This is a genomic window from Rhizobium aouanii, assembly GCF_037002925.1.
Taxonomy (GTDB): domain Bacteria; phylum Pseudomonadota; class Alphaproteobacteria; order Rhizobiales; family Rhizobiaceae; genus Rhizobium; species Rhizobium aouanii.
The window spans coordinates 329,348-351,362 of the sequence record NZ_JBAMYD010000005.1; the positions used below are offsets into that span (position 1 = coordinate 329,348).

The 22,015-nt window shown below is 62.2% G+C and carries 22 protein-coding genes; 2 read left to right on the forward strand and 20 right to left on the reverse strand.

The annotated features are described in order from the left end of the window. Positions 1 to 81 precede the first annotated feature (81 nt). From V8P77_RS11650 to V8P77_RS11715, 14 genes are all read right to left on the reverse strand, one after another. Entirely contained in the window at positions 82 to 372 is a 291-nt protein-coding gene (locus V8P77_RS11650) for an I78 family peptidase inhibitor (protein ID WP_335912786.1), read from the reverse strand. A 465-nt stretch (positions 373 to 837) separates the two neighbouring features. Further along, positions 838 to 1,806, reverse strand: coding sequence for a cyclase family protein (locus V8P77_RS11655; protein WP_335912787.1), 969 nt, complete (start codon positions 1,804 to 1,806; stop codon positions 838 to 840). Positions 1,807 to 1,851: 45 nt separating this feature from the next. Next, positions 1,852 to 3,225 (reverse strand): amidase, encoded by a 1,374-nt coding sequence (locus tag V8P77_RS11660; RefSeq protein WP_335912789.1) that lies wholly within the window; start codon positions 3,223 to 3,225, stop codon positions 1,852 to 1,854. A 19-nt stretch (positions 3,226 to 3,244) separates the two neighbouring features. Then, positions 3,245 to 4,459, reverse strand: a complete 1,215-nt coding sequence (locus V8P77_RS11665; RefSeq protein ID WP_335912791.1) for an ABC transporter substrate-binding protein — start codon at positions 4,457 to 4,459, stop codon at positions 3,245 to 3,247. Beyond that, positions 4,456 to 5,496 carry a CobW family GTP-binding protein gene (locus V8P77_RS11670; RefSeq protein ID WP_335912792.1) on the reverse strand — a complete coding sequence of 347 codons (1,041 nt, stop codon included), beginning with the start codon at positions 5,494 to 5,496 and terminating at the stop codon, positions 4,456 to 4,458. The genes V8P77_RS11665 and V8P77_RS11670 overlap by 4 nt, the downstream gene beginning before the upstream one ends. Then, positions 5,489 to 5,821, reverse strand: a complete 333-nt coding sequence (locus tag V8P77_RS11675) for a hypothetical protein (RefSeq protein WP_335912793.1) — start codon at positions 5,819 to 5,821, stop codon at positions 5,489 to 5,491. Before V8P77_RS11675 ends, V8P77_RS11670 begins: the two co-directional genes overlap by 8 nt. Positions 5,822 to 5,833: 12 nt before the next feature. After that, entirely contained in the window at positions 5,834 to 6,715 is an 882-nt protein-coding gene (locus V8P77_RS11680; protein ID WP_335912795.1) for a polysaccharide deacetylase family protein, read from the reverse strand. A 54-nt stretch (positions 6,716 to 6,769) separates the two neighbouring features. Continuing rightward, complete coding sequence (locus V8P77_RS11685; protein WP_335912796.1) at positions 6,770 to 7,879, reverse strand: ABC transporter ATP-binding protein; 1,110 nt, start codon at positions 7,877 to 7,879, stop codon at positions 6,770 to 6,772. A 107-nt stretch (positions 7,880 to 7,986) separates the two neighbouring features. Further along, positions 7,987 to 9,222 carry an ABC transporter substrate-binding protein gene (locus V8P77_RS11690; protein WP_335912798.1) on the reverse strand — a complete coding sequence of 412 codons (1,236 nt, stop codon included), beginning with the start codon at positions 9,220 to 9,222 and terminating at the stop codon, positions 7,987 to 7,989. A 102-nt stretch (positions 9,223 to 9,324) separates the two neighbouring features. Then, positions 9,325 to 10,098, reverse strand: coding sequence for an SDR family NAD(P)-dependent oxidoreductase (locus V8P77_RS11695; RefSeq protein WP_335912800.1), 774 nt, complete (start codon positions 10,096 to 10,098; stop codon positions 9,325 to 9,327). Between the two features lie 13 nt (positions 10,099 to 10,111). Beyond that, entirely contained in the window at positions 10,112 to 10,849 is a 738-nt protein-coding gene (locus V8P77_RS11700; RefSeq protein WP_335912802.1) for an SDR family NAD(P)-dependent oxidoreductase, read from the reverse strand. Beyond that, the gene (locus V8P77_RS11705; RefSeq protein WP_335912804.1) at positions 10,849 to 11,694 is read right to left on the reverse strand and encodes an ABC transporter permease; all 846 of its coding nucleotides are present in this window, start codon (positions 11,692 to 11,694) and stop codon (positions 10,849 to 10,851) included. The genes V8P77_RS11700 and V8P77_RS11705 overlap by 1 nt, the downstream gene beginning before the upstream one ends. A 1-nt stretch (position 11,695) precedes the next feature. Next, positions 11,696 to 12,595 carry an ABC transporter permease gene (locus V8P77_RS11710; protein WP_335912805.1) on the reverse strand — a complete coding sequence of 300 codons (900 nt, stop codon included), beginning with the start codon at positions 12,593 to 12,595 and terminating at the stop codon, positions 11,696 to 11,698. Positions 12,596 to 12,632: 37 nt separating this feature from the next. After that, entirely contained in the window at positions 12,633 to 13,721 is a 1,089-nt protein-coding gene (locus V8P77_RS11715; RefSeq protein ID WP_335912806.1) for an ABC transporter ATP-binding protein, read from the reverse strand. A gap of 549 nt (positions 13,722 to 14,270) precedes the next feature. Here V8P77_RS11715 and V8P77_RS11720 point away from each other — a divergent pair. Further along, the gene (locus V8P77_RS11720) at positions 14,271 to 15,290 is read left to right on the forward strand and encodes a GntR family transcriptional regulator (RefSeq protein WP_335912808.1); all 1,020 of its coding nucleotides are present in this window, start codon (positions 14,271 to 14,273) and stop codon (positions 15,288 to 15,290) included. A gap of 22 nt (positions 15,291 to 15,312) precedes the next feature. Here V8P77_RS11720 and V8P77_RS11725 read toward each other — a convergent pair whose 3' ends face one another. From V8P77_RS11725 to V8P77_RS11745, 5 genes are read right to left on the reverse strand one after another with little or no spacing between them, the layout of a single operon-like run. After that, the gene (locus V8P77_RS11725) at positions 15,313 to 16,284 is read right to left on the reverse strand and encodes a 5-oxoprolinase subunit C family protein (RefSeq protein ID WP_335912810.1); all 972 of its coding nucleotides are present in this window, start codon (positions 16,282 to 16,284) and stop codon (positions 15,313 to 15,315) included. Further along, entirely contained in the window at positions 16,274 to 17,149 is an 876-nt protein-coding gene (locus V8P77_RS11730) for a 5-oxoprolinase subunit B family protein (RefSeq protein ID WP_335912811.1), read from the reverse strand. Before V8P77_RS11730 ends, V8P77_RS11725 begins: the two co-directional genes overlap by 11 nt. Next, positions 17,149 to 18,534: an acetyl-CoA carboxylase biotin carboxylase subunit gene (locus V8P77_RS11735; protein WP_335912813.1), complete on the reverse strand. Its 1,386-nt coding sequence runs from the start codon at positions 18,532 to 18,534 to the stop codon at positions 17,149 to 17,151. The genes V8P77_RS11730 and V8P77_RS11735 overlap by 1 nt, the downstream gene beginning before the upstream one ends. Further along, positions 18,531 to 18,773, reverse strand: a complete 243-nt coding sequence (locus V8P77_RS11740) for an acetyl-CoA carboxylase (RefSeq protein ID WP_222358004.1) — start codon at positions 18,771 to 18,773, stop codon at positions 18,531 to 18,533. The genes V8P77_RS11735 and V8P77_RS11740 overlap by 4 nt, the downstream gene beginning before the upstream one ends. A gap of 18 nt (positions 18,774 to 18,791) precedes the next feature. Continuing rightward, positions 18,792 to 19,568 (reverse strand): 5-oxoprolinase subunit PxpA, encoded by a 777-nt coding sequence (locus tag V8P77_RS11745; protein ID WP_335912817.1) that lies wholly within the window; start codon positions 19,566 to 19,568, stop codon positions 18,792 to 18,794. A 249-nt stretch (positions 19,569 to 19,817) separates the two neighbouring features. Here V8P77_RS11745 and V8P77_RS11750 point away from each other — a divergent pair, with 249 nt between their 5' ends. After that, positions 19,818 to 20,726: a LysR family transcriptional regulator gene (locus V8P77_RS11750; RefSeq protein ID WP_335912819.1), complete on the forward strand. Its 909-nt coding sequence runs from the start codon at positions 19,818 to 19,820 to the stop codon at positions 20,724 to 20,726. Between the two features lie 180 nt (positions 20,727 to 20,906). Here V8P77_RS11750 and V8P77_RS11755 read toward each other — a convergent pair whose 3' ends face one another. After that, on the reverse strand, positions 20,907 to 21,911 hold the full coding sequence (locus tag V8P77_RS11755; RefSeq protein ID WP_335912821.1) for a nitroreductase family protein: 1,005 nt from the start codon (positions 21,909 to 21,911) through the stop codon (positions 20,907 to 20,909). Between the last annotated feature and the right edge of the window lie 104 nt (positions 21,912 to 22,015).

The following is a 22,015-nucleotide window of genomic DNA, read 5'->3' on the forward strand; positions in this document are numbered from 1 at the left end:
GAGGTTTTGACCTTCACATCTCAAGGGCCGCGGCTCTCCACTGGCCCTTTTTTCTGACGGCTTTGCAGCGATCGAGGCGTCTTAGCCGCACCTGGCTCCAACAACCCGACCGGACACAGGATCGGTCTCGATCGTCACCCGGTCCTCTCTGAAGTCATGGGTCACCATCTGACCCGGCTCGATCTGGCGAACGGTCGTCGAGTTCGTGATCCGCATCGCCTCGACGTCTGTCGGCTTTGGCTTGCCAATGAGGCTTTGGGCGGCGTCAGCATTGCACGGCCCTTTGCGCGGCGTTGTCGAAGCAGTATCGGCACTGCATGAGGCCAGAACTGAAACCAGTCCTACGACAAGAAGTGGGACGGGCTTGAGCATGGAATATCTCCTTCAGGATCGCTGTAATCGTTAGTCGGTTCCACCTGGACCGTCAGTACGAGTTTCTGATGGTCGAGCGCAATGGCGAGATCGTCTGCACGACCCCGGATCTTCACCCTGCTCGAAGCCGAAAGCGGCAACCCGGTCATGGCGGATTCGCTTCGCTACGGCTGCGCCCGTCGCCCTCGCCTTCCCCTGCAATCCGCAGTGGCAGACGGACGCAGGCATCGCCCTCGTCGGTCCCGCTATTTTGCTATGACACGGACTATTCGTTGCACAATGAGCGGCGGTAAGAGCAGGAGAGACGATGTTCTTTTCCGCAAGCGTTCGCGGTCGGCTTCGCGAATGACCACGATGCCGTTTCCGGTCAGGCTCAGGACCTGCTCGGGCCGGACAACGCTCGTGGTCGTCGCTTGACGTCGGAGATCCAGTTTTCGCGCGGCTTTGCGCGATCGTTCGGGTTGATCAGCGCAGCGGCATCGCGATTGGCCGCATCGGTGTTCCCGTAGCGCCGCGCAATTTGATGCAAGCTCCGAAAAAAGCGAATTCGTAGAGCTTTTCGACGGCTAACTCTTCAAGATAGGCCATCTCAAGTATGGGCACGCCTGCTTCTGCCAACAGGTAGGTATGGACCGGGAAGAAGTTAAGCTCGTGCGCCGACGGGGTCTGCTCCAGCGTCAAATTGTCGGCGCCGATCATGATCGCGCCGTGCTTGGCGATATACTCCGCGCCCTCTCGGTTGAGGCCGGGCGTATTCTTGGTGAAGGCCATATCCGGCCAAAGCAGCATCTGGCCGGTGCGCAGCAGCACCACGTCGCCGGGCAGGATCTTCAGCCCTTGCCTCTTCAGGGAATCCTCGATGTCGGCCTTGCCGATTGGATGGCTCGGCGGCAGCGTATCGACGCCATACATAGCCGCGATATCGAGAAGGATACCGCGAGCGAAAATCGGCGGATATTTTTCCGGGCCGCAAATATCCCAGGCTCGGCTGCCGATGTGATCCCGCGCCGTAAAACCATTGAAGATTTCGCCATTGTAGCCAAAGTGGTTGAACGTATCGATATGCGTGCCGCAATGGGTGTACATCGAGATACTGTCGCCGGAATAGCCGACGAGTTCGTTCTGTTCGCGTGTCACGCCCATGGTGTTGGCGACGATCTCGCCCTGCGGCGTGTGGGTCATCCAGATCTGGTAGGGCTGGTCGCCGGCGCCGAACCAGCCTGGCATGCCGACGAAATGGTCGACCGAAAGGTCGAAGACTTTCGAGGCATCTGTGCGGCCGATGATCGCCGAACGCGACTTGGCGTCGATCAGGTTCAGCATGCCGATCTCGTCGTCGCTGCCATAGGGGCTCTTCGTGACCTTATGGAATTCGGCATTGTAAGCGATGATCTTGCTCTTGGTCGCTTCGTCGACATAACACGCCATGCACATTGCAAGTCTCCTTGTTCATGTTCGCAGCCGCCGGAGCGACCGCCTTCAAATTGTCTCGCCGCGAATGACCGGTTCGGCGACGAGCGCCACCGACAGCAGCCACTCGTCGCCGCGCGCCAGCCCCGACAGCAGGAAGCCGACCGGCATGCCGGCGTCGCCTGCCCCACAAGGGATCGACACCCCGCACCAGTCGAGAAAATTGCCGAGCAGCGTGTTGCGCAGTGTCTTGCCGTTGGTCGTCACGAAAAGTTGGTCATCGGTCTTCAGCGGCTCGACCGGCGGTGCCACATGCGCGACGGTGGGGAAGGCGATCAGCCGGCCACCGACCAGCCGGTCCACCGCCTCGATCAGCCGCGTGCGGGCAGAGAGAATGTCGAGATAGTGCGAAAGGGTGATCTTCTCGCCTAGACTGGTGCGCGAGACGACACGCGGGTCGATCAGCCCGGCATCCGGCCCGGTGATCCGCGCCTGATGCAGCCAGTAGGCCTCCGCAGTCACCAGGGCTCCGTGGCTTGCCATCAGCTGCAGAATTTCCGCAAAGGCCGGGATCTTCAGCCGCGTGAGCATGACGCCGGCGGCTGACAAACGCTCAACCGCCGCTTCGAAGGCCGCAACGACTCCCGGCTCGGCATCATCGAAGACGACGTTGGTGGGAATGACGACTTCCAGCCCGGCTAGCGGATTGCGACTGACCGCCGGTGCCGCGCCTCCACGCATCGCGGCGTCGATCCAGACGGCATCCTGCACCGAGCGGCAGAGCGGTCCGAGCGAATCGAGGCTGCCGGCAAGCGGAAATACGCCCGCCATCGGATAGCGCCCACGCGTCGCCTTGTAGCCGACGATACCGTTCAGCGCCGCCGGGATGCGCACCGAGCCGCCTGTGTCGGAGCCGATCGAGACTGGCACGAGACCGGCCGCCACCGCCACGCCCGAACCGGAGGACGAGCCGCCCGGGATGCGGGCGACATCAGTGCTGCGGGGGTTTTTCGGCGTGCCGAAATGCGGATTGATCCCGAGCCCGGAAAAGGCGAACTCGCTCATGTTGACCCGGCCTGTCGCCACCATGCCCGCCGAAGCCAGCGCGGAAACGACGGCGGCATCGACTGCGGCCGGCGCCTGATCGCGAAGAAGCAGCCTGGACCCTGCCGCCGTGACGCTGCCGGCAACATCGAAGAGATCCTTCCAGGCGACCGGAATGCCTTCGAGCAAGCCAAGCGAACGACCATCCTTCAGCCGCTTCGACGAGGCATGCGCCTCCGCCATTGCCCGCTCCCGCGCCAGCGAGATGAAGACAGCCTTGTCGTCGTAACTCTCGATCGCGTCGAAGACCTGCTCCGCCACCGTAACAGGATCGACGTTACCGCCCTGGATGAGGGCGGAGAGCTGGGCGATCGAGAGGGAGCCGTACGAGAGTGTCATCCTGTTCTTCCAGTCCTGCTCACGCCGCCACGAACTGCATCCAGCGGCGCACGAGGTAATTGTGTTCGTCCATGGTCGTGTTCCAGACGGCGATCGAGTTGGCGCGCTGCCAGTAGGAGCCGCCGCTGCGCACCGCACCCGCCTTGATGCGCAGCAGCCCGTCAGGCCCTGGCAAGTCCGTCGCAGCCGGCAGACCTTCGTACCAATAGTCCCATTCGGCCGGCGTCATGTGCGGCCGCGAGCGTCCCGGCGTCGACATGTAATAGCCCTGCCGGGCCACCACCGCGCCGGGCCAGCCCGAGATCCACCAGTTGAGATAATCGTAGGCCGCATCGAGCATGCGGCCGGAAAGCCGCTTCGACAGGCAGAGCCCGCCATGCCAGGCGCGGTAGCCCTCGGCGGGATTGGCAAGTTCGACGGGGAAGCCACGCAGGTTCAGCTTGCTGATGCCGAGCGACCACATCGACTGGATCTGCGTGTCGCTCTTCATCATCAGGTTCGCCGCATCTTCTGCCGAACGCCAGAAGCCGCGGAAGAAGCCGGCCTTCTTGCGCTCTTCGAGAATATCCAGCAGCCGGTCGATCTCCTCGATGCTCATGTTGCCGAGATTGTCGAAGGTCATCAGCCCCGCCGACTGAGCGGCAAGTGCTGCGTCGAAGATGCCGATCGCCGGCTCGTTGACGAGGGCTGCGCGCCCATGCCAGCGGGGGTCGAGCAGTGCCGCCCAGGAGATCATCTGGTTGGAATTTGCCGCATCCGTCCGGTAGGCGAAGCTGTCGAAATTATGCGTCGTCGGCAGCATCGAGATGCGTCGCGAGGGCGTTTCGGCAAGCGCCAGGTTCGGTTGCACGAAAAGCTTGGTCACCGGCGCATCGCCCTGCCCGATCCGCGCATTCGGTCCAATGCGGCCCGTTTTCGTCAGGTCGGTGATCTCGTCCCAAAGCGTGATCCGCTCGATGTCGATCGGCTGGACGGCGCGCCAGTACCAGACGATATCGAGGTTGTGGAAGCACTGGTCGTAGATGTCGTAGGTCATCGGCTCCAGCGCCGCCTTGTGCTGGGCGGTCATGAAGTCCTGATTGTCGAATTCGATATCCATGCCGAGATCGCGCTCAGCACCGAGCCGGAGTTCTTCCAGCAGCGAAATCGCCGTACCGAGGATGCGCAGCTTGATCCGGCCCTCTGTATGAAGGGCCGGCGTCGGAAAGCTCTTCGGCGTCGGCATTTTTCTCATGGCTGCAGTTCCTCGACCCGCTTCGGCGCGATTTTTGCCACGCCGAGCCCATTGAAGACGTTAAAGGATCGCTCGATCACCGCGGGCACGATGCCGTCGACGATGAAGACGATGCGGGAGCACCGGTCCCCGCCGGGCCAGGATTGCATATGGACGGGCGCATGGACCAGATGCTGCACCCCGTGGATCGCCACGGGAAAGTCCTCGCCCTCGATGTTGAGAATGCCCTTGACCCGAAGGATACGGTCGCCGTGCCGGTTGAGCAGCATGGTCAGCCAGATCCCAAAGGCGGTCCAGTCGACCGTGCCTTCGCTCACCAGCACGAAGGACCGGATGCCGCCGGAATGTTCGCCGGCAACGACAGGCCCTGGTTCGTCGCAGTAGAAACCACCCGGCGATTGCATCGCCTCGGCGCGGCCGGTTGTCATGTCCTCCATCAGACTGACGATATCGTCCGACGCCAGGACAATCGGCGCATCCGGATTGATCTGCCGGATCATCGCCGTGACCCGCGCGACCTGGCCGGCCTCGGCGATATCGGCCTTGCTCAGCACCAGCAGGTCGGCCACCGCCACCTGTCGCATCGGTTCGCGATAGGCGGCAAGCTGCGTGCCTGCATTGACGGTATCGACGGTGGCAATCACGCTCGAGGGCTTGAAATGATGCCGCAGAACCGGATCGGCCTTCAACGTGGAAAGAACGGGGAAAGGATCGGCAAGCCCGGTGCTCTCGATGATGATCCTGTCGAAGGGCGGGACGATGCCGCGCTCGCGCTTCGAATGCAGATCGCGGATCGCATCGGCCAGTTCGCCCCGCACCGTGCAGCAGAGGCAACCGGATTGCAGCAACACCATGTTCTCATCGATGCGCTCGAGCAGGTGATGGTCGAGGCCGACCTCGCCGAATTCGTTGATCAGCACAGCGGCGTTCGAGAGCGCCGGATCGGTCAGCAGCCGGCGCAGCAGCGTCGTCTTGCCGGATCCGAGAAAGCCGGTCAGCAACGTGACGGGCGTGAAGGCCGGAAAGGCGTTATCCATGGCCGTTCGCCTCCAATCGGTCGAGAAGCGGCTCGGCCAGCGGATCGAGCGGCCGGCCCGCAAGCCGCTCGGCCGCCGGCCAGAGGTGACCGAGATCCTCGATGATCTCGGTCTTTCCGGTCCGGGTCGACAACAGGAAGGAGGATCCCTGCCAGTCGGAGATGGAGAGACCGAAGGTATCGAGGATGCGGTTGGCGATCGACACGCGGCGGGCGCGCTCGCGCCGGCGGTCGATCCGCGCGGCGGAGCGGGTATAGACCCCGGGGCGCGCGACCGCGTCGGCCCAGTGCTCGTTACCACCCAGAATGCCGCAGAGCGAACACATGGTCTTTGCCTCTTACTTCTTGCGCGGGAAGCGTTTGGCGAAGTCGTCGGCGATCTCGTTCATCGTCACGAACTTGACGCCGGGATGCTTGATCATGTGGGCGTAGAGACGCTCCAGCATCATCAGAACCTGCGGCCGGCCGGCGACATCAGGGTGGATCGTGATCGGGAAGACGGCGTAATCCATTTCGCGATAGACCCAATCGAACTGGTCACGCCACATCTGCTCGATGTCGTGCGGGTTGACGAAACCGTGGCTGTTGGGGGCCTTCTTGATGAACATCATCGGCGGCAGGTCGTCGAGATACCAGGATGCCGGGATCTCGATCAGGTCGGTCTCGTGACCGCGCTTCAGCGGTACCATCCAGTCCGACGGCTTCTTCGAATAGTCGATCTTGGTCCAGCTGTCGCCGACGCGGACATAGTACGGCGTGAAGTCGTTGTGCATGAGCGAGTGGTCGTACTTGATGCCACGCTCGAGCAGGAGTTCGTTGGTGACGTTGGAGAATTCCCACCATGGCGCCACATAGCCGGTCGGCCGCTTGCCGGAGAGCTTGGCGACGAGTTCGATGCACTTGTCGAGCACCTCCGTCTCCTGCTCGCGCGTCATGGCGATTGGATTTTCATGCGTGTAGCCATGGATGCCGACCTCGTGGCCGGCATCGGCGACGGCCTGCATCTGCTCCGGGAACGTCTCGATCGAGTGGCCGGGGATGAACCAGGTGGTCTTGATGCCGAAGCGCTCGAACAGCTTCAACAGCCGTGGGCTGCCGACTTCGCCGGAAAACAGGCCGCGCGAGATATCGTCCGGCGAATCTTCGCCGCCATACGAGCCGAGCCAGCCGGCAACGGCGTCCACGTCGATGCCGAAGCTGCAGAAGATTTCTTTTGCCATTGCGGGGGTCTCCTTATGATGTTCTCGTTGGTCCTGACTTGATCGACGGGATTTTCAGTGGGCGGGAATGACGGTGGCGTTTTCCGGCTTCCAGGCGAGCGCGACCGGCGCATCGACCGGAAAAGCGCCGGGCGGATACTTGTCGACATGGGCTTCGAGCGCCAGCATGCGTCCGTCCGGCAGGGCGACCGAAAGATGCGAGATATGCCCGACCACGTCGAAGCGACGGATCTTGGCGTCGATGACATTGCCGCCGGAGGTCTCAGCGATCGCGTCGCGGCCGCCCGTGTCGAGCGCATGCACCTCGATCGCCTCGGCCGGGATCACGACGCTCACCGCATCCCCGTCGGCGACCGAGCCGTTGGCATCGCCGGCGAGAACCCCGAGCGGCGTGTCGACCATGACATGCCCCTTCTCATGACCCTTGACCGCACCCTTGAAGATCGTATTGCGGCCAATGAACTGCGCGACGAAAGGCGTGTTCGGGCGTGTGTAGAGCTGGTGCGGCGGGCTGATCTGCTCGATCCCGCCCTGGTTCATCACGACGATCCGGTCGGACAGCGCCAGCGCCTCGGACTGGGCGTGCGTGACGAACACGAAGGTCACGCCAAGCTCGCGCTGCAGCAGTTTCAGTTCGCTCTGGATCGTCTTGCGCAGGTTGGCGTCCAGGGCGCCAAGCGGCTCGTCTAGCAGCAGGATATCAGGCTCGACCACGAGGCCGCGCGCAAGCGCGATGCGCTGTCGCTGGCCGCCGGAAAGCTTGTCGCATCGCTTGTCGGCGACGTCCGCAAGACCGAGCTTTTCGAGAATGCGGTCGACCTTTGCATTGCGCTGGGCCTTCTCCATGCGCTTCACGTCGAGGCCGTAGCCGATATTGTTGCGCACCGTCATGTGCGGGAAGAGTGCATAATTCTGGAAGATCATCGAGGTCGGCCGCTGCGCCGGGCCGATATCGTTGATCCGCTCGCCTCTGATCATCAGGTTGCCGGAAGAGATGCTTTCGAAGCCGGCGATCATCCGCAGCGTCGTCGTCTTGCCGCAGCCGGACGGACCGAGAAACGCGATGAACTCGCCCTTGTCGACGGTGAGGTTGAAATCGATCACGGCCGGCGTTCCGTTCTCGTAGACCTTGCCGATCTGGTAGAGTTCGAGGTCATGGATCATGTCGGTCATTCCGGGTTGCGGGTTAAAGGGCAGGCGACCGGAGCCGTCTGCCAGGTGGCGCCTTCACCGCATCTCAGATGGGATGAAGGGGCGCTGGGAGTAACGCATCAGGCGCTGAGGAATTCGTCCCACTTCTGGATGAGGTGATCGTATTCGTCCGGCCACTGGTGCCAGTAAGCGACGTTTGCCGCGCGGGTCTCGAGCGAACCGCCGTCGCGCAGATCGCCCTCCTTGATGCCGCGCTCAGCCGCACCGACCCACGGCTTGCCTTCGTACCAGAAGGCATATTTCTCCGGCGCCATCTTCTCCTTGATGTTGGTGGTCGGCGAATAATAGCCCTGCTCGGAGACCGTGATGCCCGGCTCCCCCGACAGCCAATAGTCAGCATAGGCGACGACGGCTTCCTTGTTCGGCGTGCCCTTCAGCATGGTGTTGCCGATCGACCAGGCGCGATAGCCTTCCCTCGGGATAGCGTATTTGCAGGGCTTTCCTTGCGCCTTGACGGCCATAACCGCCGGCTGCCAAGCGTCGCAGACGACGATTTCGCCGGATGCCAGGAAGTTGACGAGTTCGCCGAAATCGCCCCAGAGCGCACGGAACTGGCCTTCCTTCTTTTTCGAGATCAGGAACTTCGCGGCTTCGTCGATTTCCGCGGCGGTCGGATTGCCGGGGTTCTTGACATTGGAGAGGCCAAGCGTGTTCATCGCCATGACCGCCTGGCCGAAGGCCGTCAGCGGGTCGGTGTTGAGGCCGGACTTGCCCTTGTACTTGCTGTCGAAGATCGCCGTCCAGCTGTTGGCTTCCTCGTCGGAGAGTACCTCCGGATTATAACCGACCGAGTCGAAGTTGAAGACCGAGGGCACCATCCAGAGCGCCGTCTGTGTCTCGTCCGTCCAGATCTGACCGACGATCTGCGCCTTGGCGTCGAACCTCGGATCGGGTTTGGTGAAGATTTCGCGGATATTCGACCAGCTCTTCAGGCCCGAAGTCTCGATCGGGTCGGCATTGTCGGTCATGACGACGGAAGGAAGACGCTCGCCGATCGTTTCCCAGACGTCATAGTCCTTCGAACCGGAGAGGATGCGGGTCTGCGCATCCGGGAAGGTCGCCGCCGTGCCTGATGTCGTGCCGACGCCGCTTGCCGCCTTGAAGTCGGCCAGGATGCGTTCCTGCACGGTGACCGAAAGGCCGATCGTGCGCAGTTGCTCGCCGGCAAGGCCGGTGGCCTGCGCATAGGCTGCCCGCGACGAGAGGAAGTGCGTGCCGCCACCGATGGCAAGCGCCATCGCGCCCGCGGATCGCTTCAGCAGCGAACGTCGATTCATGTCCATCGAAATTGTCATTGTCGTTCTCCGGTTTTTTGTCCCCGGGATGGCCTCCATGACCACCCATCGTTCTCGTCCGGCCTCGGCGTCAGGACGGAATCGGTCCTGACGCGCCCGCCGTCAGTATCGGCCCACGAGGAGCCCCCCATCCACGACCAGCGTCTGGCCGGTCATGTATCTTGCGTTGTTCGACGCCAGGAAGACGATCACGTCTGCAATGTCCTCCGGCTCGCCGAGCCGCCCCATCGGGATGAAGGCGCTTGCCGCTTCGGCGCCCTTCGGTCCGAGCGAGTTTTCTTCCGACAGAAGCTGCGCCGTGCGGATGTAGCCGGGCGCCATGCCGTTGACGCGGATGCCGTCGCGGGCAAGTTCGACCGCCAGGCCGCGCACGAGGCCGACAACGCCTGCCTTGGCGGCGGAATAATGCACATGCTCGTCCCAGCCGTAGGCGACACCCATGATCGAGGAAAGCGCCACCACCGCGCCTGATTTGCGTGCCTTCATGCCCGGTACGGCGGCACGGACCACGCGGAAGATGCCCTTGAGATCGATGTCGAAGGTCAGCTCCCACTTGTCGTCGTCGAGCACGTCGAGCGGTGCCTTATGGGCGATGCCGGCATTGGCGATGATGACGTCGAGGCGGCCGTGACGTTTCTCCACGTCGGCGACCACAGCGTCGACGGCGGACGTCGAGCGGACGTCAAGTGCGATGAATTCGGCCGAGCCGCCCGCATCCTCGATCTCCGCCACGGCAGCACGCCCCTCGGCCTCTAGGACATCCGTGACGATCACATGGTCGCCGAGCGCGGCGAACGCCTTGGCGGTCGCCTTGCCGATGCCGATGCCGGCGCCGGTAATCAGCACGATGCGGGGTGTCGAAGAAATCGTGGTCATTCTGGTTTCCTGACTAGAGCATGACGTCGCCGGAGTTCGGGCCAAGCGTTTGGCCGACGAACAGGCTGGCGGCGGACGATGCGAGAAACGAAACGGTGGCGGCAACCTCTTCCGGCTCGCCGAAGCGGCCGAGCGGCAGTTCGGCGGCCTTGCGGACGCGCCACTCCTGCGAGAGTTCGCGCACCAGCGGCGTGTTGATCGGCCCCGGAGCGACGGCATTGACGCGCACGCCGCGGTTCGAGACCTCGCGGGCGAGCGATTTCGTCATGCCGATGATCGCCGCCTTGGCTCCGGCATAATGGACGAGTTCGATGCCGCCGATCTGGCCGAGCTGCGAGGCGACGTTGATGATGACACCATCTCCGGCAGCAAGCATCGATGGCAGAGCGAGCTTGGTCATGAGAAAGGTACCGCGCACATGGATTGCGAACATCCCGTCGAAATCGGCAACCTCGAGGTTTTCAAACAGCGCCTGATGGACGATGCCGGCACAGTTGACGAGCAACTGCGGGTGGCCGAAGGCCGAAACTGCGACCTCGTAGACGTTGGCCGTATCCGTTTCGGAAGAAACGTCGCCGGCAATCGCAACGGCCTTGCCGCCAGCCGCTGCAATCTCGTCGGCAACCGTCTGCGCCCGGTCGAGGTGGAGATCGTTGACGAGGATGGCATAGCCGTCCTGCGACAGGCGGATGGCGATTGCCCGACCGATGCCGGAACCGGCCCCCGTGACGATGGCTGAAGGCATCGGCATTACGCCTCCTCCTGAATCGCGACGCGCTTGGCGCGCCTGATGGAAAGCATCATCAGGATGGCGTAGACGCCGAGCAGCGCGAAGGAGAAGATCGTCGTCAGCACCCCGAAGGCGAAGACGTTCGGATGCACTTCCACCGAGAAGGTCCCGTAAATGGCAAGGGGCAGAGTCAGATCACGGCCGGATGCAAACAGCGTGCGCGAGAATTCGTCATAGGACAGTGTGAAGGCAAAGAGCATGGCCGAAAGCACGCCCGGAAAGATCAGCGGGAACGTCACCTTGCGGAAGGTGCGCGCCGGCGACACGCCGAGCGACCACGACGCCTCTTCGACACTCTGGTCGAAGCGGTTGAGGATCGCCAGCATGACGAGAAAGGCGAATGGGTAGGTGTAGACAACGTGCAGCACGAATGCCGTACCCCACCAATGCCGGTCGATGCCGAGTGCATTGGCAACCAGCGCCATGCCGAGGCCGACCAGAACGCCGGGGACCATCATGCCGAGAACGATCAGGTAGAAGACGACGCCCGAGCCAGGGAACCGGCGACGGAAGGCCTGCGCCGAAGTGACGCCGAGCACGGTGGAAACGATCATCGTCATCACCGAGAGGACTAGCGAACGGACCAGGGCTTCGTTGATCGGCAGCGGCGCGATGCGCGACGGCGGCGTCAGGCCGAAGAGATGCTTGTACCAGTAAGTCGACCATTCGATGATCGGGAACTGCGGGCCGCCTTCCGGCCCTGTCTGGAAGGACAGAATGGCCAGCACCACCATCGGCGCGTAGAGGAAGATCAGGAAGAGCGCCGTGTAGACGCCGAGTGAGAGCTTGATGCCGCTAGCCTGCATGTCAGAGCTCCTTCCTGAGGTCGACGACGCGCAAGAGTGCTGCGACGACAATGCCCATGAGCACGGTAAGCACGACGCCGACGACAGCGGCGAAAGCCCATTTCAGCGATCCGACCTGGGTGACGATGATATTGCCGAGAAGGTTCACCTTGCGGCCGGAGAGCGCGGCGGCCGTCGCGAACTCGCCGAGCACCATCACAGAGACGAAGATCGCGCCGACCACCACGCCCGGCATGGTGAGCGGCAGGATGATAGTGCGGAAGATGCGCCAGAAGCCGGCGCCGAGATCCTGCGCTGCTTCGATGACGCTCTGGTCGATGCGGCCCATCATGAAGGCGATCGGCCCGACCATGAAGACGCAATAGATCTGCGTCATGCCGATGATGACCGAGAGTTCGGAGAACAGCAGCACCTCGATCGGCTGATTGATGATGCCGAGACCCTGCAGGATGAGATTGATCGCTCCCTCCTTGCCCAACATCGGCCGCCAGGCGAGCACGCGGATCAGGAAAGAGGTCCAGAAAGGGATGACGCAGAGGACGAGAAGCGCTGTCTGGATCGTCTTGTTCTTGACGAAGAGGCCGACATAGAGGGCCGCCGGATAGCCGACGACCAGCGTCGAGACAAGCACGATCAACCAGATCCTGATCGTCGTCCAAAGAGCGCTGAGATAGGTGTCTGTGGTGAAGAAGGTCACCCAGCTCTTGATGGTGAGATCAGGCGTGATCTTGAATGTCGTCTGCGTCCAGAAGGACACGTAGATCATCATCAGGATGGGTGTTACCAGAAAAAGCAGCATCCAGATGACGCCCGGCGCCAACAGCCAGAGCGTCTTGCCGGATGCCTTCTTGACCGGTTCCACGGCGGTTTCGGTCTCGGCTGTTGTGGCACTTATCGACATCAATCAGTCTCCGGTCCCGCGTAGCGCGGTAAGGGTGTCAGGCGTAAACCAGGGCGTCCCGGCGCTTCCAGACGAGCGCATAGCGCGACTGCGGCGTGCAGGCGGGCGGCAGGCTCTGGCTCAAATGAGATTCCACTTCGAAGACGCGGCCGTCATCGAGTGAGAAGAAGGAGTTGATCGCGGCGCCCGAATATTCGTCGGCGACGAAGGTCGCCTCGAGCTTCACCTCGTCGTCGGCGACGGGCGCTTCGGCCGCGCGGATCGCAACACGGTCGTAGCGGATCGCGTAACCGGTGCGCTCGTCGTGGAACCGCATTTGGTCGCCGAGCGGGAAAGCGCCATGGGCGCCGAGGAAGCTCTCCCCGGCGAGGCGGCCTTCGAAAAGATTGTAGCAGTTGAGGAAGCCCGCGACCGACAGCGATTTTGGCCGGTTGTAGATCGTGTCGGCGTCCGCCGCCTGCGCGATCCGGCCGCTGTCGAGCACCAGCACCATGTCGCCCATGGCAAGCGCCTCGCTCTCGCTGCCGGTGACGTGCAGGAAGGTGACGCCGCAGCGCTCGCGGATCAGCCTGAGCTCGCTGCGCATGCGGGCGCGAAGATTGGCATCGAGCGCGCCAAGCGGCTCGTCGAGCAGCACCAGCGACGGTTCCGTCACCAGGGTGCGCGCCAATGCCACGCGCTGTCGCTGACCGCCGGAGATCTGCCCGACACCGCGATCCTCGAGGCCCGATAGGCCGACGAGCGCGATCATGTCCTTGACCCTGGCCTGCACGATATCAGGATCGGTCACGGAGTTCTCGACACGGTTCTCCAGCCCGAAAGCGATGTTCCTGGAGACCGACAGATGCGGGAAAAGGGCAAAATTCTGGAAGACGAAACCGATGTCGCGCCGGTGCGGCGGCACCGTCTCGATACGCTGGCCCTTGAAGATCACCGTGCCGAGGTCCGGCTGCTCGAAACCGGCGATGACGCGCAGCAGCGTCGTCTTTCCCGATCCGCTCGGCCCCAGAAGCGAAACGTAGCTGTCGTTCGACAGCGACAGGTCGATGCCGTCGAGCGCGTTCAGCGCACCATAAGCCTTGGTGACACCTGCGAGCTTGAGAACCGAAGACACGAGCCTCTCCATTTTGCGTCAGCCGCGGATCGCTCCTATGCCGCCGCGCGCCTTGCGAAACGGCAGCCGAAACCGTTCGTGGGCGTCGAGACACACGGCGGTAGGTCGATCGGCATTCTGATGTTTTTTGTCGTTCACCCTCGGAATGCTTCTAGCGGCATCCCTATGCAGAATTGATGACATAAATGATCTTTGTATTCAATAGGCTTTTCCGTGGAACAGTCGACATTTTGTGCAGAGCAATAAAAAGTCACAAAACCGCGGTCTTGGTGCAGGAATTCTGAAAAACACGATCCAGGCATTCCTGGCGGTGATGCGCCGGAACTTCGGCAAAAATCGCGCATTTCGGCATCATTTGCGCGCTTGACGCGCAACTATCCGCACCGTCTGACCATCTGCGGTGCAAAATGGCCTAGACGAATATGAAATCCCGCCTCACGCGATGCTATGAAAATAAATGCAATCTTGGTATGCAAAAGACATTTATTTTGACATAGTCCGGAACGGCGAAATACACTAAAGAGAATTCCGACTTTGTTGCCATCCGCGATTGGATGGAGGATGCCCCGCCCGATGATACGCAATCTCCCAGCACAGGCGGCCCAGCGTCGGTACGAGATTGCCGAGCATATCCTGCGCGACAATATTGTCGGCGGACAGTTGCCGCTGGGTCTGGTGCTGCTCGAGGGGCCGATCGCCGATATTCTCCAAACCTCGCGCGCGCCGGTGCAGCGCGCCCTGCTTCGTCTGGAGGCCGATGGCCTCGTCCACCGCTTCCAGGGACGTGGCTTCCTGGTCGGCCCTCAGGATAAGGGTCTCACGCCAAACCGCACGGACATCAAGTCCTTCGGCCTTGTCATAGCCCAGCATGCCGACGAGGCGTTGCAAAGCCGGTCGTCCTGGGCGCGCATCTACAACACCGTCGAGCGCGACGTGGCTGGCTGCGTCGTCTTTGGCCAGTACCGCATCATCGAGATCGAACTCGCCAATCATTTCAAGGTCAGCCGCACGGTGGTGCGCGACGTCCTCAGCCGGTTGCAGGAACGCGGCCTCGTCCGGAAGAATCAGAGTTCCCACTGGATCGCCGGCCCGTTGACCGCCCAGACGATCAAAGATCACTTCACGCTTCGACGCATGCTGGAGCCCGCGGCGCTCAAGGCCGGCGCTGCCGCCGTCGACCGCGAGCGCCTGACCGAGCTCTTTGCCCGCCTGGCCGGCCTCGAAGCTTCGCAGCCGGTCGACCACCTCGAAAAACTCGAGGAACTTCAGGAGCAGATGATCGATATCTGCGTGCTGACGACGGCAAACGAAAAGACGCGGGAACTGATCCGCAACAATCTGTTGCCGGTCAACGCCGCCGAACGGCTGCTGCGTCATCTCGGCCTGCCCGATGATCCGACCGCGATTACCGAGATGCGGCTGATCGTCGAGCTTTTGATGCGCGGCGCCATCGATGCGGCCGCCGCCATGCTGGAGACCCATCTCGATGCCTCGATGAAGCGCATGATCGCCCAGATGAAGATCGTTGCCATCATCCCCGGCCCGAGCGTGACCGCCGATTACCTGACGCACGTCGAGTGATCGGCCAGCCATCGTCGTCACCTCACGACAGGCTTTGGCGGAGGCGGTCGAGCAGTGCTGCCCGATCGGCCCTCGCCTTCAGCGCTTCGTCCATCGTCACCTCGACGAAGCGCGCCGGCGTATGCGGCTGCAACTGGCCGATGAGGTCCATGTCCGCCGAGATCACCGTGCCGACCATGAAATAGCCGCCGCCGGAGACCGCGTCGCGATGGAGGATGATCGGCTCCGTCCCGCCCGGTACCTGAATCGAGCCGTAGGGATAGCAGCTGTCGACGATGTTCGACGGATCCGAACCGGCGCCGAAGGGCTGCTTGCGGTCCAGAAATTCGAGCCTGCGACCGCCGCGGAAGCGGTAGCCCATGCGGTCGGCCTCGGGCGCCACCTTCCACTCGTCGGCGAAGAAGCTCGCCTTGGCGGCATCCGTCAGCCGGTCCCAGTAGAGCCCCGGCAACACGCGCAGCTCTACCGGCGTTTCAGGTCTGCGCCGCAGCTCTTCGGCGACGGTTTTTCCTTCTTCGGCAAGGTCGGCCTTTCCGACCGGCAGTTCGTCACCGGCCGCCAGTGCCCTGCCCTTGAAGCCGCCAAGCGCACCGATCGGATAGGTGGAGCGACTGCCCAGTGCTTCCGGCACATCGATGCCGCCCGAGACCGCGATCAGAATGCGCGCGCCGGATTTCAGGAAGTCGAAGCTCAGCACCTGGCCGGCCTTGATCCTGAAAGCCGTCCAGCCGGGCTGCGCCACTCCGTCGACCTTGGCCGGCATGTCGGCACCGGTGACAGACACCAGAGCATCCTCGGTGAATTCGAGCTTCGGTCCCATGAAGACCGCCTCGAGACCCGCCGCCCCTTCGTCGTTGCCGACGAGCAGATTGGCGGCGCGCATGGCGTACCGGTCCATGGCGCCGCCGATCGGGATGCCGAGGTGGAAATAGCCCGGACGGCCGAGATCCTGGACGCTGGTCGACAGTCCCGGGTGCAGCACCTTAATGGCCATGGAGAACGCCCTCCAGCGCGGCGTTGTAACCGTGGATATCCTTGCTGAATTCGCGAAGATCGAACCGGACCTCGCGGATCGGCGGGCTGAAAAGCCCCTTGTCGACCTCTTCGACTGCCGTGTCGTAACCGTCGCGATCGACCGGCTTGAACTTGACGATGTCACCTGGACGGAAGAACACCATGAAATCGCGCAGGTAACTCGTTTGCTGCGTCGGGTCGAAGATCGGCATCGGCGTGACGCCGAACATCTGGTAGCCGCCGGCGCCGCGCACCGAATAGATGCAGCCAAAGCAACCGCCATGGCCGACCGTCAGTTTGGGCGTATCGGTGCGGGGCCTCAGATATTTCGGCACTTCGATCTGCCGCTGCCGCTCGACCATCTGGTACATGAAGGGTAGCCCGGCCACGAAGCCAACCATCGACACGAACCAGGGCGAACCCGCATGCGCGGCAACGAAATCCTCGACAGCGCCATAGCCATTGATCCGCGCAGCATAATCGAGATCGGTTCCACCAGGTTCCTGATGCCGCTCGCGAAAGCGCATCAGCGTCTCGTGCGTCCATGGATCATTGTAAAAGACCGGGATCTCGATGATGCGGGTCTTCAGGACCGGCTCGGATTTTTCCGCCACGCCCTCGATCGCCTGCACCTCCCGCAGGATGTCGTCCGGCTTGATGAGATCGGGATTGAACTTCACCTGGAAGGAGGCATTGGCCGGGCAGATCTCGGTGACGCCCTTGATCCGGCTTTCGCGGACCGCCGTCGCCATGGACAGGCTCTTGAAGAAGGCCTCGAGTGACATCTCGTTGCTGCATTCGACGAAGAGGTGTTCGTCACCTCCGAACGTATATCGCGCAGGCATCAGGCGACCTCCTGGGTCCGGTCGGCCGAAGCGGGGACATCGTGCTCCAGCCATTGTTCGAGAAAGCGGGTATGAAAGGCGCCGGTGGCGACGCTTGCGTCGCGGGCGAGCGCCAGATGCAGCGGCACTGTCGTCGGCACGCCTTCGATGGTGAGTGCCGCGAGCGCTGCGGCGAGCTTTTCAAGGCAGGCCTCGCGTGTCTCTGCGTGCACGATCAGCTTGCCGAGCAGGGAATCGTAGAAAGGCGGGATCGTGTAGCCCTCGTAGAGCATCGTATCGAACCGGATGCCCTCGCCTTCCGGAATGGACAGCGACGTGATCATGCCCGGCGACGGCTGGAAGGCTTTGAACGGATCCTCGGCATTGATGCGGCACTCGATCGCATGGCCGCTGGCCGCGATGTCTCGCTGTGCGACCGAAAGGACCGCGCCGCCCGCGACCTTGAACATCTCCTGCACCAGATCGAAGCCGGTGATCATCTCGGTCACGGGATGTTCGACTTGGATGCGGGTGTTGACTTCGATGAAGTAGAAGTTGGCAGTTTCGTCGTCGTAGAGATATTCGACCGTGCCGGCGCCGCAATAGCCGACCTCGCGCGCAAGCGCTACGGCGCTCATGCAAAGCCGTTCGCGCATGTCGGCAGGCAGCAGAAAGGCGGGCGCCTCTTCCCATACCTTCTGGCGCCGCCGCTGCAGCGAGCATTCGCGTTCGAAGAAATGCACGAAATTCTGTCCGTCGCCAAAGATCTGCACCTCGACGTGCCGGGCGCGGCCGATGACCTTTTCCATATAAAGTCCGCCGTCTCCAAAGGCGGCCAGTGCTTCGGCCGAGGCCAGCGGAAACTGCTGTTCCAGCTCCGCGATGCTGTCGACGATCCGGATACCACGTCCGCCGCCGCCGGCCGCGGCCTTGATCATCACGGGAAAACCGATCTCGCCTGCGAGCAATCGCGCGTCGTCGATCCCGGCGACGCGCCCATCGCTGCCGGGTACCGTCGGTACACCTGCGCGTTTTGCCACCTGCCGCGCCGCCACCTTGTCGCCGAGCGTGCGGATCGCATCGCCGGAGGGGCCGACAAAGATCATGCCGGCGTCGCGCACCGCATCGGCGAAATCGCCGTTTTCGGACAGAAAGCCGTAGCCAGGATGCACGGCATCGACACCGGCCGCCTTGGCGGCGGCGATCACTGCCGCAATATCGAGATAGGATTTCGTCGGCGCCGGGGGGCCGATGTTCACCGCCTCGTCGGCAAGCCGCACCGCCAGCATATCTGCGTCTGCTGCGCTATACACCTGCACGGTCCGGATGCCGAGCGCCTTCGCCGCCTTGATGACGCGAACGGCAATCTCCCCGCGATTGGCGACGAGCACCGAGCCGATCGTCATGCCTCGACCTCCGCAATCACCTGCCCTGCCATGACGGGTTCCTCATTGTCGACGAGGAAGGTGATCGTCCTGCCGGTAACACCGGCCGGAACTTCCTGGAATGTCTTCATCACCTCGATCACGCCGATCGTCTCGGCCTCGGTGACGTCTTCACCGTCCGCCTTGAAGGGCGGAGCATCGGGCGCCGATGCACGGTAGAAGGTACCCGGCAGGGGCGAACGGATTTCAATCTTGCTCATTGGTCGTCTCCGCAAAATCTATTGGCCAAGGATCTGAGACACCGGCGCGATTCTAATTCCTGCACCGATCAGCAGCTCGCGCATGCTGAGAACGATATCGAGCGCGCCCAGCGTATCGGAATGAAAGCAGATGGATTCAAAGTCGATGTCGATATCGTTGCCCGTGACCGTGCGGACCTTGCCTTCCTGGCAGGCGCGCAGCACTTTCTGCGCCAGCACCATCGGGTCCGGGCGGCCGGCATCGCGGGTAAAGACGATCGAACCGCTGTCGTCGTAGTCGCGGTCAGCATAGAACTCGCGCACAACAGGCTGTCCGGCACCGAGCGCCGCCCTGTGCGTCGCCGAGCCACCCATGCAGAAGACAAACGCGTTGGGCGAGACGGTGCGCAGATACTGGACGAAGATCTGCGCCAAATCTGGATTGACCGCCATTTCCATGTAAAGCGCGCCATGCGGCTTGACATGCTGCACCGGCACGCTGTGACGGCGGGCGAACTCGCGCAGCGCCCCCACCTGATAGATGATGTCGTTGACCAGCTCCTTGCTGCTGCCGACAATCTTGCGGCGGCCGAAGCCCTGCAGGTCGTTATAGCCGGGATGCGCGCCCACCCCGACGCCGTGGGCGGCGGCCAGTGCCACGGTTTCGTCGATGAGGTTCGGGTCGCCGGCATGGAAGCCTGTGGCGATATTGGCCGAGCTGATGTGAGAGATCAGCAGCGAATCCTGCGTGTCGCCGATCCGCCAACGCCCGAAGGCCTCTCCCATATCGCAGTTGATGTCGACGATGTTTTTCAAACTGTCTTCCGCCTTTGTCATCTGAGGAAAACGCTACGTGACAAAACAGGATTTGAAAAATTCAATTTTCGCGTCATCATTATCAGGAAAAGAGATACCTGCGCTCAAATCTAGGGCAAAAACTTTGTGTTTATTTCCAGTAGGTTAGTACTATTTTGCCTCGAAAGCACGAGGTCCGCGCATAAATCAAATGCAGCCGATCGAATTTATTGGCGCTGAATTCAGATAATTCGATGGGAAATACAGACAATGAGCCTCAGTTTCCGCCAACTCCGCTATTTCGTCGCCACGGCCGAGCAGGGACAGATTTCCTATGCCGCTGCACAACTCTCGATCTCGCAATCGGCAGTGACGACCGCAATCAAGGAACTGGAAAAGTCAATCGGCGTCGCACTGTTTTCCCGCATGCCGCAAGGCATGGAGCTGACCGCTGCTGGCCGGCAGTTTCTTTCCTACGCCTACGAGATCCTCGCCAAGGTCGATGAGGCAACGCACCTGAACTATGTTAGCAGCGACATCGAGGGCGATCTGACTGTCGCGGCGACCTACACCGTCATCGGCTATTTTCTGCCGCTCCACATCGAGCGCATGCGCCGGCTCTATCCCAAGCTGCGCATCCAACTTTACGAGGTGAACCGCGAGTCGATCGAGGAAGGCCTGCTGGTCAACCGCTACGACATTTCGGTGCTTCTCACTTCGAATATCCTGAATAACGCACTTACCACAGAGACGCTTTTGCGTTCCGTCCGCAGGCTCTGGGTGCCGGCGCAGCATCCGCTGCTGAAGCGCGCGGGCGTTGGCCTGCAGGACATCGCCGAGGAGCCCTACATCATGCTGACGGTGGACGAGGCGGCCTATTCATCATTGAAGTATTGGAGCACGACGCCCTATCAACCCCGCGTGATGCTACGCACGTCGTCGATCGAGGCGGTACGCTCCATGGTTGCCAACAACCTCGGCGTGGCGATCCTGTCCGATATGGTGCACCGCCCCTGGTCGCTGGAAGGCCGGCGGATCGAGACGATCAACATTACGGATCCGGTGCCACCGATGGATGTCGGTCTCGCTTGGCGCGCCAACACCGACTTCAATCCGGCCATGCATGCCTTTCGCCGATATTTTCAGCAGGCGTTCGGCCTGCCGGGCACCAATGGATAAACTCTCATTCGATATTGCAGAGTTTTAGGCCGGCTCCGCAGCTTCGGCAATGATAAAGCTGCCGACTAACCGCTTCTCTGAGCGAGCGCATCCATTTCATCAGGCTCCTCGTCCTGACGTTGGGCCTCAACGCGATCTTGCCGAGGGTGCCCAGCGCTGCGATCGCTCGACGATTGAGGCTTATCGAAGCGACGGCTCGTGTGTCAGGACCATGTCGATCGGCTTTCGGGTCGATACCGGCACGCGGAATTCATCGCGCATGTGGCCGAAACCGATCAGCGTGATGATGATTTCGTTGTCGGGAATGCCGACGCAGGTCCGCATCTTGATATCCTGCTCGCGCGCAGCACTCCAGTTCAGCATGCAGGCGCCTAGCCCCTCCGCGTGGAGGCCGAGCGCCAGCGTCATGGCGAACATGCCGCCGTCCACCCATCCCTGGTTTCGTTCGCCGACCGTATTCCAATGCGACAGGTCGACTGTCACGAGGAATACGCCGCCGAGCTGCTCGCCGAAGCCGCGATTGCCGTCATGATGGGCGAGAACGCGGGCGATCGACGGCTTCTCGGTGAAGGCGTAGACGCGGCATGTCTGTCGGTTGCAGCTCGAAGGCGATTGCTGGGCCGCACGGATGGCTCTTTCGATCTTCTCGAACGCGACTGTCCTGTTGCTGTCATACTGGCGCACGCTGTGGCGTGCCTCCATGAAGGAGACGAAATCCATCCGTGCGTGCCTGGCGATCTCGGCTGCACTGACCGCCTCGCTGCCGCCGGGCCGGATATTGCGCGCGGCGCCGGCGACGACGAGCAGATCGTCCAGCAGTGCCTGTGCCTCGCTGACATCGCCCTGCTCCGCATTGAAGGCGACATAGGCCGAGAGCACGGAAAGGCCGGTATCGGCCGAGGCGTCGCGGCCGTGCTGCTCGATATAGTCGCGCGTCTCTGCCGCCAGCAGCCGCACCTTGTCCATGCCGAAGCCATTGCGCGGATTGGAAAGGGACATTCCGTATTCCAGCATATGCGCCAGGAGATGGATATGTGCCCGCCGGTTTTCGCGCGATTGTGCACCATCGATGAAGGAGGCGCGACGGAAACGGCGATAGTCATAAGCGAAATTGGCAAATAGGCGCCACGCCGTTCTGGCGCGGTTCTGGAAGGATGATGCGGACGCGGCTTTGGCCGAAGGCATGGCACGATTCCCCGTGATGAGCAGGCGGTCTTGAACCTGCTGTCATTGATGCAGGGTTATTCGTCTGCTCGGCCTCGTCAAACCCCCTGCCTGCAGCGGATTTT

Excerpts from the sequence above, each read along its gene's own strand:
- V8P77_RS11650 (WP_335912786.1), bottom strand. The coding sequence starts at position 372 with ATGCTCAAGCCCGTCCCACTTCTTGTCGTAGGACTGGTTTCAGTTCTG.
- V8P77_RS11655 (WP_335912787.1), bottom strand. The coding sequence starts at position 1,806 with ATGTGCATGGCGTGTTATGTCGACGAAGCGACCAAGAGCAAGATCATC.
- V8P77_RS11660 (WP_335912789.1), bottom strand. The coding sequence starts at position 3,225 with ATGACACTCTCGTACGGCTCCCTCTCGATCGCCCAGCTCTCCGCCCTC.
- V8P77_RS11665 (WP_335912791.1), bottom strand. The coding sequence starts at position 4,459 with ATGAGAAAAATGCCGACGCCGAAGAGCTTTCCGACGCCGGCCCTTCAT.
- V8P77_RS11670 (WP_335912792.1), bottom strand. The coding sequence starts at position 5,496 with ATGGATAACGCCTTTCCGGCCTTCACGCCCGTCACGTTGCTGACCGGC.
- V8P77_RS11675 (WP_335912793.1), bottom strand. The coding sequence starts at position 5,821 with ATGTGTTCGCTCTGCGGCATTCTGGGTGGTAACGAGCACTGGGCCGAC.
- V8P77_RS11680 (WP_335912795.1), bottom strand. The coding sequence starts at position 6,715 with ATGGCAAAAGAAATCTTCTGCAGCTTCGGCATCGACGTGGACGCCGTT.
- V8P77_RS11685 (WP_335912796.1), bottom strand. The coding sequence starts at position 7,879 with ATGATCCATGACCTCGAACTCTACCAGATCGGCAAGGTCTACGAGAAC.
- V8P77_RS11690 (WP_335912798.1), bottom strand. The coding sequence starts at position 9,222 with ATGACAATTTCGATGGACATGAATCGACGTTCGCTGCTGAAGCGATCC.
- V8P77_RS11695 (WP_335912800.1), bottom strand. The coding sequence starts at position 10,098 with ATGACCACGATTTCTTCGACACCCCGCATCGTGCTGATTACCGGCGCC.
- V8P77_RS11700 (WP_335912802.1), bottom strand. The coding sequence starts at position 10,849 with ATGCCGATGCCTTCAGCCATCGTCACGGGGGCCGGTTCCGGCATCGGT.
- V8P77_RS11705 (WP_335912804.1), bottom strand. The coding sequence starts at position 11,694 with ATGCAGGCTAGCGGCATCAAGCTCTCACTCGGCGTCTACACGGCGCTC.
- V8P77_RS11710 (WP_335912805.1), bottom strand. The coding sequence starts at position 12,595 with ATGTCGATAAGTGCCACAACAGCCGAGACCGAAACCGCCGTGGAACCG.
- V8P77_RS11715 (WP_335912806.1), bottom strand. The coding sequence starts at position 13,721 with ATGGAGAGGCTCGTGTCTTCGGTTCTCAAGCTCGCAGGTGTCACCAAG.
- V8P77_RS11720 (WP_335912808.1), top strand. The coding sequence starts at position 14,271 with ATGCCCCGCCCGATGATACGCAATCTCCCAGCACAGGCGGCCCAGCGT.
- V8P77_RS11725 (WP_335912810.1), bottom strand. The coding sequence starts at position 16,284 with ATGGCCATTAAGGTGCTGCACCCGGGACTGTCGACCAGCGTCCAGGAT.
- V8P77_RS11730 (WP_335912811.1), bottom strand. The coding sequence starts at position 17,149 with ATGCCTGCGCGATATACGTTCGGAGGTGACGAACACCTCTTCGTCGAA.
- V8P77_RS11735 (WP_335912813.1), bottom strand. The coding sequence starts at position 18,534 with ATGACGATCGGCTCGGTGCTCGTCGCCAATCGCGGGGAGATTGCCGTT.
- V8P77_RS11740 (WP_222358004.1), bottom strand. The coding sequence starts at position 18,773 with ATGAGCAAGATTGAAATCCGTTCGCCCCTGCCGGGTACCTTCTACCGT.
- V8P77_RS11750 (WP_335912819.1), top strand. The coding sequence starts at position 19,818 with ATGAGCCTCAGTTTCCGCCAACTCCGCTATTTCGTCGCCACGGCCGAG.
- V8P77_RS11755 (WP_335912821.1), bottom strand. The coding sequence starts at position 21,911 with ATGCCTTCGGCCAAAGCCGCGTCCGCATCATCCTTCCAGAACCGCGCC.